We start from the raw sequence: 9,428 nt of genomic DNA on the forward strand, positions 1-9,428 counted from the left end.
GTGCACCGCGGTCCGGGCCCTGCTGTCCTGTCCGGGCTCCGTCCCGGCGAGTCGTTTCTGCTTCGCCGGTTCGGGTGAATCGACGGCGTTTTCGCAGGTGAGCCGGTATTCACGAGACACTTGTGATCATGACCGAGACCATGACCGAGCCTCCCTGCCCGCCCGCGAACGGGCCCGGCCCCGACGAGGTCCTGTGGCAGGCATGGGAGGCCATGGAACTCCCGGAGGGCTACCGGGCCGAGATCATCGAAGGAGCCGTCGAAGTGTCACCCACGGGCCGCTACGCGCACAGCCAGACCGTCTTCCGCCTCAAGGAGGCGCTGGGAGGCTTTCTGAAGGGCGGGGACTTCGCCGCCCGGAACGACACGAACGTCGTCCACGCGGGCTGCGTATGGGTGCCGGACCTGTTCGTCGTCCCCAGGGACACGGAGCGGTACGTCACCGCCGACGGCGTGGGGATCACCGCCGCCGCCGTCCGGCTGGTCGCGGGGGTCGTCTCCCCGGACGGACGCCGCCAGGAGCGCGACCGCGTCAGGAAGCGCCGCGAGTACGCCCGCGCGGCCATCCCGGTGTACGTCGTCATCGACGACCACGACGACCGGGGCACCGTGACCGTCCACACCGAACCCCGCCCCGACCGGGCCGACTGGGTGGGCGTCCACCGCGTGCCCTACGGCACCGAGGTCACCATCCCCGAGGGCCCCGCCAAGGGCTTCGTCATCACGGAAGCGATCACGGGCCCGCCGCGGCCCAAACAGTGACCGGCCAAACAGTGACCGGCCAAACAGTGACCGGCCAAGCGGTGACCGGCCGGGCGGCGACTAGCGGCCCGTCGTCTGCCACACCGTGAGTGCCAGCGCCAGGCACGACGTGGCCGCCGCCAGGGACGGCAGCGGCCAGCGTGCGCGTTCCAGCGCCTCGATACGGGCCTCGTGTTCGTCGAGGGCCTTGTCGGTCTGCTCGACGCGCTGGAGGAGGAGCGCGAGGTCGCCACGGGTGGTGGCGAAGCCGACGTCGACCGAACGACGCAGGCGCTCCAGTTCCAGGACGACCTCCTCGGTCTCGGTCGCCGTCATCGGGTACCTCCCGTGTTCGTCTCCGTCAGGTGTCAGGTGTCAGGTGTCAGGCGTCAGGTGTCAGGTGTCAGGTGTCAGGTGTCAGGCGTCACGGCTGCGGCACGCGCAGTCTGTCCCAGCTCGTGCGGCCCGGGACGCCGTCCGCCGCCAGGCCCACGTAACCGAGGCCGCGCTGCCAGGCCGCGTACGACAGGACGTCGGCCTGGGTCCAGACGGGGCCCGGGCCGGACGCGTACCGTCCGCAGCCCTCGGCCACCAGGCGCTTGCCGACCGCGGTGATCAGCGAACTGCGGCGGCCGGGTACGAAGAACGCGGCGCCCGGGAAGGGGGCGTACAGCGCAGGAGCCGGCGTCGGTCCGGCACTCAGCAGCGCCGCGACCCGTGCGCGCAGCACCTCCATCGGGAACGACGGGTCGATCTTCCGCCGTGTCCACTCCTTGTGGGCGATCACGCTCCGCGCCGACCAGCCGTGCGCCCGGCAGACCGCCGCCGACAGCCGCTCGACCGTGCGGAGCTGCGCCGCCGGGTACGGGTCCCGGCCGTTGCCGAGGTTCTCGATCTCGAAGCCGTAGAAGCGGGCGTTGCCGTCCACGGCGTCCGGTCCGGGGGCGGGGAACGCGGCCTTCTCGGCCCGTACGGCGTCCAGGACCGCGGCCGAACCCGCGCCCGCGTGGTTGGTGCGGCCGTACCCGAGCAGATGCAGCGTGCCGGACTTGGTGATCAGGCCGATGCACAGCGGGCCCGGCAGCGCCGCGGTGCCGTCGCGGCACAGGCGGAGGCTGTCGGTGCCCGCGGTGTGGTGCAGCATCACGCCGTGCACCGGGCCCCAGGCGCCCTTGTGGTTCCTGTTGTGCGTGCGCCAGCCGGTGTGTTCCGAAAGGGCGAGGCCCTCGCCGCGCAGTGCGCGCACGAGGGCCTCGGCGGTAAGGGGTGTGGCCATGACTGTCCTCGATTGTCTTCGATCGTCCTCGGCTGTGCTCAGTTGACGGGGGTGACGGTGACGAAGCGGTACATGAACGTGGCCGTTCCGGCCGTGCAGCGGTAGGCCGCGGTCGCCGTGTACACGCTGTTCGGGGTCAGCCCCGTGACGAGGTACTGGGTGCTCCCCGAGATCTGGCCCGTACCGGTGGAGATCGCCGAGCGGCCGTCTGCGGCGGCCGATACGACCGTCGAGCCCGAACTGGCGCGGACGTTCGCCGACATGAAGCAGGTGCCGGTCGCCGCGCTGTTGCTGATGCGCGCGCCCGGCGACACGAGTACGGAACCTGACGCGGGCGCCGTGAAGGTCGCGACGGTCGGATCGCCGGTGGAGCCGGTGAGCGTCTCCACGAAGGCGGTCGAGGTGGTCGTACCGACCGTCGCGTTCGCCTTGTGGACCGGCGACGGGGCGAGCTGGGCCCAGACGCTGCCGGTGTAGTACCAGTACTGCTTCGGTGTGCCGAGCCAGCAGAGCATGCCCGCCACGGGCGCGGTGACCTTGACGTCCCGGGCGGCGCTGTCGGCGAACCGCAGCACCGTGCGGCCGTCCACGGCCTCGGCGAGCGACTGGATGTGCACGGGGATGTTCGCCGCGTCGGCCGGCTGCGGGTACGGGAGACTGCCGAGCGGAGTGAGCAGGGCCATGACGGCCTCCTTCTGCATACGGGTGCCTGGATACGGGCGCGCATCGCTGGGTGCGATCAGGCGCCCAGGGGCGGCGGGAGCGTGTCGGCGGGCGTGCCGCCGTCGCCGTCGCGGGTCGCCGGGCTGTCGATGGGCACGGGATGCGCCACGCTGCCGTCCGGCTCCGGCTCCACCGGCGGTGTTTCCAGCGGGAGATCACTCATGCGGCCGCACCCCCCGAACCCCTCAGCAGCTCCCGATAGGTGACCCCGCTGTCGGTCAGGACGGCCAGCGTCGCGTTCTGCGCCTCGATCAGGGCGTACGTGCGGGTCGTGCCGTACTCCGGATCGACCGGCGGGTCCGGGACGAGCCCGGTGTCGGACGGCACCCCGTTGTAGGAGGTGCCGCGCAGGGTCAGGGTCTGCTGCGGGGCCGCGCCGGACGCGCAGGTGGTGCGGATGCCGACGACCCAGGCGAGGGTGTCGAGCGCGGCGCCGCTGGTGTCCACCACCCGTACGACGTCGCCGAGTTGGATACGCGGATCGTGCAGCACCTCCACGTCCCCGAGCACCGGCACCGGATAGCGGCCGGCGTCGAGCATGGCGTACGACAGGTCGGAGGCGACCTGCCGCTGCTGCACCCAGTCGGTCGCGGGCGCCTGGTAGACCTGCTTGCCGTAGTGCGCTTGGCTCGTGGTGTTGTACCAGGCGTACGTGCGCAGGCGCGGGTCGCCCGTCCGCTTCTGCGGCACGATCTGCACCGACGGCTTGCCGTCCTTGGTGACCGTCCAGACGCTCGCCGTCCCGTGGTTGGTGAAACGGACGATGTAGTTCGGGCCGTCGCGCCGGGAGCCGACCGTCACACTGCCCTTGACCGAGGCGCCGCCGGTCGCCGCGCTGCCGAAGCGCACGCGGTGGCCGGACATGGGCGCGACGTCGTCCTCGATCTGCGGCGGCCCGATGTCGAGTTCGTCCTCCGCGATGGCGTAGGCGACCTCGACCGAGGCGCCCGGCCGGATCTCCCGTACGACGGTGTCGGTGACCGTGTCGCTGTAGGTGTGGCTGATGCCCGTCCAGTCCTGGTAGGTCTGCTCGCAGTGGTTGCGGCAGGCGTCGATCTCCTCGGAGACGGTGAGCGCGGCGATGTCACGGCGGGTGGTGACCGTGAGGTCGGGGCGCTCAGGCACCGACTGGAACCGGGCCGGGCCGCGCCACCGGAACACGCCCTGTTCGTCGAACTCGGCGGTCGACAGCGTGGCGCGGGCGATCTCGGTGATGGCGTCCCACTGGGAGCCGGCGACCTTGGGCAGGTCGAACAGCGGCACGGTCGCCTCGTCCAGCACCGCGCCTTTGGCCCAACGCCCTTTCTGCTCCCACTCGTCGGCGGTGTACGAGTCGCCGTCCGGCCAGGAGCGGTCGGTGACCTGGAGGCACTCCACGGCCACGTCCGTCCTCAGATCGACCTGGGACAGCTCGGAGGGCGGCTGGAGCGCCGCCGCCTGGGTGAAGGTGAAGGGCCCGGCCGGCAGATACGTCCCGTCGGGTGCGGTGAGCCGCGGATACACGGTCGCCGGGGTGCTCGCGCCGACGGTTCCCGCCCGGGTGTCCACCGTGAAGCCGAGGTGCCACGCGCCCTTGAGGGAGGCGAGTTTGGGGAACGTCCAGCTCGCGACCGTGCCGCCACCGCCGACCGTGCCCGAGGTGATCTTCACGACGCCGGTCGCGAAGTAGACGTTCAGCGCGTAGTTCCCGTACGCCCCCGCGCTGCGGTCGAGGACCAGTTTGAGCTCCAGCTCGCTGCCCACCGACAGCGCGGTGTTGACGTGCAGCTCCGCCTGGAACACCTTCCCGGCCACGACGAACCGCGACCGCGGCATCCACGACACCTCAAGACCGGCCGCCTTCGGCATCAGCGCCGTCTCGAACGGGGCCCCGTCCCGGATCCAGGAGTACGCCGCCGGGGCCGGCAGGGTCTCGGGCTGTCCGTACGAGGCGTTGAAGCCGCCGTGCAGGGAGGCGTAGAGCACGGTGAACGGCTTGGCGGGGTCGTCCGCCACGGCCGGCGCGCGGGGCGGCGGGCAGCTGTGGATGCCGCCCTGGCGCAGGAGTTCGTCCACGCACCAGGTCGCGGTCGCCACCGGACGCCCGTACCGCAACCCGTGGTACGGGCGCGGCAGTTGCGCGGGGCCGCGCAGCCGCTCCGCGCCGTCCAGCGCCTGCACGGTGACGGTGTCGCTGCCGGACGCGGCGGTCCGGGACCGTACCGTGCCCCGGAAGGCGGGCACGGTACGGCCGTTCGCGCCCGCCCGGTGGACGACGGACTGGCCGGGGCGTACGACGTCGCCGGTGCCGCGGCCCGCCCAGGCCGAGTACAGCGGCGGCGCGGGCGCGCCGGCGCCGCCGAGGAGCAGTTCGAGCTGGGCCGAGGCGCTGCCGGAGAAGGCGCGCAGAGCCTCGGGCAGGTCGGTGCTGTAGGCCCGTTCCACCTTCCAGGACTGGATCTGTCCGCCCAGTTCGCGCCCGCCGAGCCGGGTGGCGTGGTCCGGCGTGCGGGCCGGGGCGGCGAGGGCGGCGTCGAGGAGGTCGTCGGAGTTCTGCACCTTCTACACCTCCACCAGGTCGATGCTGATGTTGCGGTACGGCAGCCGGGCCGCCGGGACGTCCGTGTACGCGGTCACGGACATCGCCGGGCAGCCGTCGCCGAGCGCGTACGCGACGGGGTCCGCGTCGATGGTCAGGCAGGCGCCCGCAAGACCGGCGAGCACGGCCTCGCCGGGGCCGCCGACCGGCGTGACGAACGCGGCCTCGGCAGGGGCGGTGCCGGTGACGACGCCCGCGCCGGTCACGGCCGTGGTGCCGAGATGGCTCTCGTCGGCGCGCTTCCAGTCCAGCTGGGCCGTCGCGAGCGCCGGATTCCAGTCGGGCGGCACCCGCCAGGACACCCGCATCCCGGGGGCCACCGGCCAGCCGGTCCAGGTGCCGTGCTTCCAGCCGACCCGGGTGGTCTCCCCGAAGTCCCCGATGACGGTGTCACCGGTGTACGGGAGGACGCCCAGCGAGCCGGCCACGGTGAACCAGTGGTCGGTGCCGCCGGGTTCGGCGCTCTGGGCGGCGGCCTGGTAGGGCCCGAGCAGATTGACGGAGGCCGGGTCGACGACCGCGAGCGGTCCGTACGAGGGCTTCGGGCTGCCGAGCAGGCCGGGTCCCTCGATCCGGCGGGCGAGCCGGGTGAGGTGCTGGGCGTCACCCGGTTCGAGCCAGTCCCAGGAGAACTTGAGCCGGCGGACCGTACGCGGCGGGGCGACGGTGGTGACGCGTCCTTCCAGTGACTTGAACTCGGTGACGTTCAGCTCGGCGCTGCGGTCCCAGCTCTTGGCGGCCTGGTCGATCTCGCGCAGCAGACCGGGCTTGCCGATCCACAGGTTCCTGGCCATGTTCCTGCCTCACCTCCGGGCGAGCTTGCGCTGCCCCAGCTGGACGGCGCGCGCGATGGTCTGGGAGTCCACGTCAATCTGGACGGGCCGCTCGGCGAGCGCCTCGACGGCCGCCGCGAGCCGGCGCATCCCGCCGCCGGAGCCGAGCATCCGCTCCAGCCTGGAGAGCGGGATGACGGCCTCGTGCTCGCCGCCCTCGCCGAGGAGGGCGAGCGTGCCGCCGGAACGGGCCCGTACGACACCGCCCTTCGCGAGCTGCGGCACCGGGATGGGCGGCAGGTTGAAGGCGAAGCCACGGCCGCCGATGCCGGGCACCCAGTCCGGGACCTTGAACTTGACGCGGTTGAGGGCGCCGATCAGGACGTTGAGCCCGCGGATGAGCATGCGGCTGGGTGTCAGGAAGCCGTTCACGACGCCCTTGAAGAGCGGTCCGAGCATCTTCGCCGCCGACTGCGAGGCGCTCTTGATGTGCGTCCACGCGGCGGTGAGTCCCTTGCGGAGCAGGGCGGCGACCTTGTCCATGTTCACGAACTGGGCGATGAGCGGGGCGACCAGGGTCATGATCAACCCGAACGGGCTGGCCGCCATCGCGAGATTGAGCCCCTTCTGCGCGAGACTCGCCCCCTTGAGGCCCTTTCCGAGGCTCCCCATGGACTTCCCGCCCTTGTCGGCGTTCTTGCCGGCCCGCCCCACGGACTTCTCCACGGCGTCGGACTGCCGCTTGACGTCCTGGAGGGAGTTCTTGGCCTTGTCGGCGGAGGACTTGAGCTTGTCGAGGGAGGCCTTGAACTTGTCGGTGGAGCCCTTGGACCTGCCCAGGGCGGTGTCGGCGGTGCGGAGTCCGCCGCGCAGTCTGCCCAGGGCGTTGTCACTGTTGACGGCCGCGGTACGGAGCCTGCCGACGGCGCTGCCGGCCGTGTCGGAACCGCTTCTGACCCGGTCCATCGCCGTGCCGGTCCGACCCAGGGAATTCCTGAGTGCGTCGAGCCTGGAATTGACCTGGGTGACGGCCTGCTTGAGATTCATTTTCTTCCTCAATTCACTCGTGATCGAGGGATCGGGAGCCGCGCGATCGGGAGCCGAAAGGTCAGATTCCGGCGAGCGCCTGGCTCAGGCCCTGTATCGAATTGCGCATCCTGTCGTAGTCCCCCTTCTGCCGTGGCCCCAGATCCGCACCCGCGCCGGCGGTCCGCAGCTGGGCCCTGAGCTGCGCGAGACCGCGGTTCGCCGCCGCGGCGCCCCTGTTGGCCTTTTCGGCCTGCGTCTGGGCCGTGCCGGCCCTTTTCCAGGCCCGGTCGATGTCTTGCCTTTTGTCAATGGCGAGGAACACGGTCCTGAGATGCTTCTTCAGCTCCTCCTCTTTCGTCTGGAGCTTCGCGTCCAGCTCCCTTTTCTTCCTGTCGGACTTCTCCTCCTCCACCGCCAGGACGTTTTTCCAGGTGGTGGTCTGGACTCCACGGAAGGAGATCCCCTTCTCGTCGATCTTCCAGAGGCTGTAGTCCACCTTCAGGATCTGCGCGGATGCGGCCACCAGGGATACAGCGGCTTTCAGGCCGTCGATATCGCCTTTGATGCCGGTCATCGAGTGACTGAGCCCGGTCGTCGTGAGACTGATTCCGGTGAGAGCCTTTTTGATGCTCTGCGTTTCCTTGCTCACGAAGTAGAGGTCTTTATCGAAGTCGAAGCCCATGTGAACTCCTGTCGAACCGATTGCGCCGCTCTTCGGCGGCGCCGTAGTCTCTGGCCATGGCTGCCGAAGAAGCGCTTGTGTCGAAAAGGGCTGGAAAGCTGAGAAAGGGGCGTTTCGCCGCGTCCCTGGCCGTACGGGCGAGTGCAGTCGGACGGCATTCGCCACGCGTGGTGCTGGCTTTTCCCGGGGGCAATAGCCAGCCGTTCGAGAGCGGGGAGATCGCCCGTACGGCACGCCGGGCCGTCATCCTCGGGGAGTCCCTGGCTCCCGGGACGGGTGTGGAGCCCTGGATCTACACCGCGCGGGCGCACCGGCTTCCGCACCTGCGGCCGGCCGACGCCGCGGAGTGGATCGAGGACTGGGCCGTCGTACCGCCCCCGTCCCTCCTCACCCGGGACGCGCCGCCGGACAACCGGCTCCTTGAGAGCGCGGAGCGTTACGGCCTCTTCGAGTCCGCTGACGCCGCCGAGGCGATCAGGACGATCACGGCGGGTCTTCCCGAGGACGGAGTCCCGACCCTGGTCCTGTTCCACATCTGGGCGCCGATGTTCGACGACCCCACCCTCGCCGACCAGTTGGAGGCGGCGTCCGGTGCGAACGCCTTCTGGCAGTTCCTCGGTGACCCGGACCTGACGCATGTGGTCTGGCACCTCGACGAACTCCGCGCCGAGGCCCCGCACCTCACGAACGTGGGTTTCTACCGGGGATGGAACATGCCGCAGGGCACGCCCGAGTACTTTCTCTTCCGAGGTGCCCTGAAGCCGTTCGCCCGCTGGCTCCGTCAGCCGAAGAACTGAGCGAGCTCCAGGGCACTGGGCTGCTGCCGCGGTGTCGTCCGGGTCGCGGGTCCCTCGTCGTCCGTGCCGGGACGCGGTACGGGCGCCGGGTAGTCGATCGGCTCGGCGTCCTCGTCGCCGTTGACCGTCGCGAACATCCAGTTCGCCTCCGCGAGCTGGTCCACGACGGAGGCGAGCAGGTAGTCGGTGACCGACCAGTCCGCCGCCTCGCCGTGCAGTTCACGGGCGGTCGCGCTGTCCCGCGGGAGGTGCTGGACCAGCACGGAGAGCCGCCGCGACGACAGCCGGCCGCGGTGCCAGTCCAGCAGGTCGACCCCGTAGTGGCGGAGGAGGTCCGCCTCCAGGGCCTCGGCGTGCTCTTCGACGAGCGCGCCGAGGCTCAGTCTTCCCCCAGACCCAGCCCCGTCTCCTTGCCGTAGGCCTCCAGGATCGCGGCGATGTCCTGCATGGTGACGTCGTGCCGCTCGAACCGGGTGAACTGCTCTTCGCCCAGCAGGAGTCGGAGCAGGCCGTCGACGTCGTTGTCGTCGAGGTCGCGGAGGGTGCGGGCGGTGGTGCGGGTCAGTTCGGTGGGGAGCTCGAAGGTGTCGTCGTCGAGCTCGAAGGTCCAGGCCCGCCCGAGCGCCTCCAGGCGCTGCGCGCGGGCGGCATTGACGTTGAATCCGGTCATGGGGGTTCCTTTCTGAGGGTCGACTTCCCGGTGCGGCCCGGTGAGGGCTTGTCGCGCAGTTCCCCGCGCCCCCAGAGACGAAAAGCAGGGGCGCAGCCCCGCTTTTCAGGGGCGCGGGGCTGTGAGACCGGCACCCGACAACCGGCCGTCGCTTTTCAGG

Annotated in this window: 12 protein-coding genes; 2 read left to right on the forward strand and 10 right to left on the reverse strand. The window is 70.9% G+C overall.

Going from position 1 to position 9,428, the window contains the following annotated elements; all coding sequences use genetic code 11:
• Positions 1–128: 128 nt before the first annotated feature.
• Positions 129–761, forward strand: a complete 633-nt coding sequence (locus ACFWGJ_RS37005) for a Uma2 family endonuclease (RefSeq protein ID WP_387333354.1) — start codon at positions 129–131, stop codon at positions 759–761.
• Between the two features lie 60 nt (positions 762–821).
• On the opposite strand, the gene ACFWGJ_RS37010 is transcribed toward ACFWGJ_RS37005, so the two are convergent.
• The 8 genes from ACFWGJ_RS37010 to ACFWGJ_RS37045 all read right to left on the reverse strand — a co-directional run bounded on the left by ACFWGJ_RS37010 (position 822) and on the right by ACFWGJ_RS37045 (position 7,801).
• On the reverse strand, positions 822–1,076 hold the full coding sequence (locus ACFWGJ_RS37010) for a hypothetical protein (protein ID WP_387333355.1): 255 nt from the start codon (positions 1,074–1,076) through the stop codon (positions 822–824).
• Positions 1,077–1,164: 88 nt separating this feature from the next.
• Positions 1,165–2,016 (reverse strand): peptidoglycan-binding protein, encoded by an 852-nt coding sequence (locus tag ACFWGJ_RS37015; RefSeq protein ID WP_387333356.1) that lies wholly within the window; start codon positions 2,014–2,016, stop codon positions 1,165–1,167.
• Positions 2,017–2,054: 38 nt separating this feature from the next.
• Complete coding sequence (locus ACFWGJ_RS37020; RefSeq protein ID WP_387333357.1) at positions 2,055–2,699, reverse strand: hypothetical protein; 645 nt, start codon at positions 2,697–2,699, stop codon at positions 2,055–2,057.
• A gap of 56 nt (positions 2,700–2,755) precedes the next feature.
• Positions 2,756–2,902: a hypothetical protein gene (locus ACFWGJ_RS37025; protein ID WP_387333358.1), complete on the reverse strand. Its 147-nt coding sequence runs from the start codon at positions 2,900–2,902 to the stop codon at positions 2,756–2,758.
• Entirely contained in the window at positions 2,899–5,277 is a 2,379-nt protein-coding gene (locus ACFWGJ_RS37030) for a hypothetical protein (RefSeq protein WP_387333359.1), read from the reverse strand. Before ACFWGJ_RS37030 ends, ACFWGJ_RS37025 begins: the two co-directional genes overlap by 4 nt.
• Before the next feature lie 3 nt (positions 5,278–5,280).
• Positions 5,281–6,111 (reverse strand): hypothetical protein, encoded by an 831-nt coding sequence (locus ACFWGJ_RS37035; RefSeq protein WP_387333360.1) that lies wholly within the window; start codon positions 6,109–6,111, stop codon positions 5,281–5,283.
• 9 nt (positions 6,112–6,120) lie between these two features.
• Positions 6,121–7,137: a hypothetical protein gene (locus ACFWGJ_RS37040; protein ID WP_387333361.1), complete on the reverse strand. Its 1,017-nt coding sequence runs from the start codon at positions 7,135–7,137 to the stop codon at positions 6,121–6,123.
• A 61-nt stretch (positions 7,138–7,198) separates the two neighbouring features.
• Positions 7,199–7,801, reverse strand: coding sequence for a hypothetical protein (locus ACFWGJ_RS37045; RefSeq protein ID WP_387333362.1), 603 nt, complete (start codon positions 7,799–7,801; stop codon positions 7,199–7,201).
• 56 nt (positions 7,802–7,857) lie between these two features.
• Between ACFWGJ_RS37045 and ACFWGJ_RS37050 the strand changes: the two genes are divergently transcribed.
• Positions 7,858–8,598, forward strand: coding sequence for a VWA domain-containing protein (locus ACFWGJ_RS37050; protein ID WP_387333363.1), 741 nt, complete (start codon positions 7,858–7,860; stop codon positions 8,596–8,598).
• Here the strand turns inward: ACFWGJ_RS37050 and ACFWGJ_RS37055 are convergent.
• Positions 8,583–8,861, reverse strand: a complete 279-nt coding sequence (locus ACFWGJ_RS37055) for a hypothetical protein (RefSeq protein ID WP_387333364.1) — start codon at positions 8,859–8,861, stop codon at positions 8,583–8,585. The genes ACFWGJ_RS37050 and ACFWGJ_RS37055 overlap by 16 nt on opposite strands.
• A gap of 116 nt (positions 8,862–8,977) precedes the next feature.
• Entirely contained in the window at positions 8,978–9,268 is a 291-nt protein-coding gene (locus ACFWGJ_RS37060; protein ID WP_387333365.1) for a hypothetical protein, read from the reverse strand.
• Positions 9,269–9,428: the final 160 nt, after the last annotated feature.

It is taken from the genome of Streptomyces sp. NPDC060205, assembly GCF_042728395.1.
Taxonomy (GTDB): Bacteria; Actinomycetota; Actinomycetes; order Streptomycetales; family Streptomycetaceae; genus Streptomyces.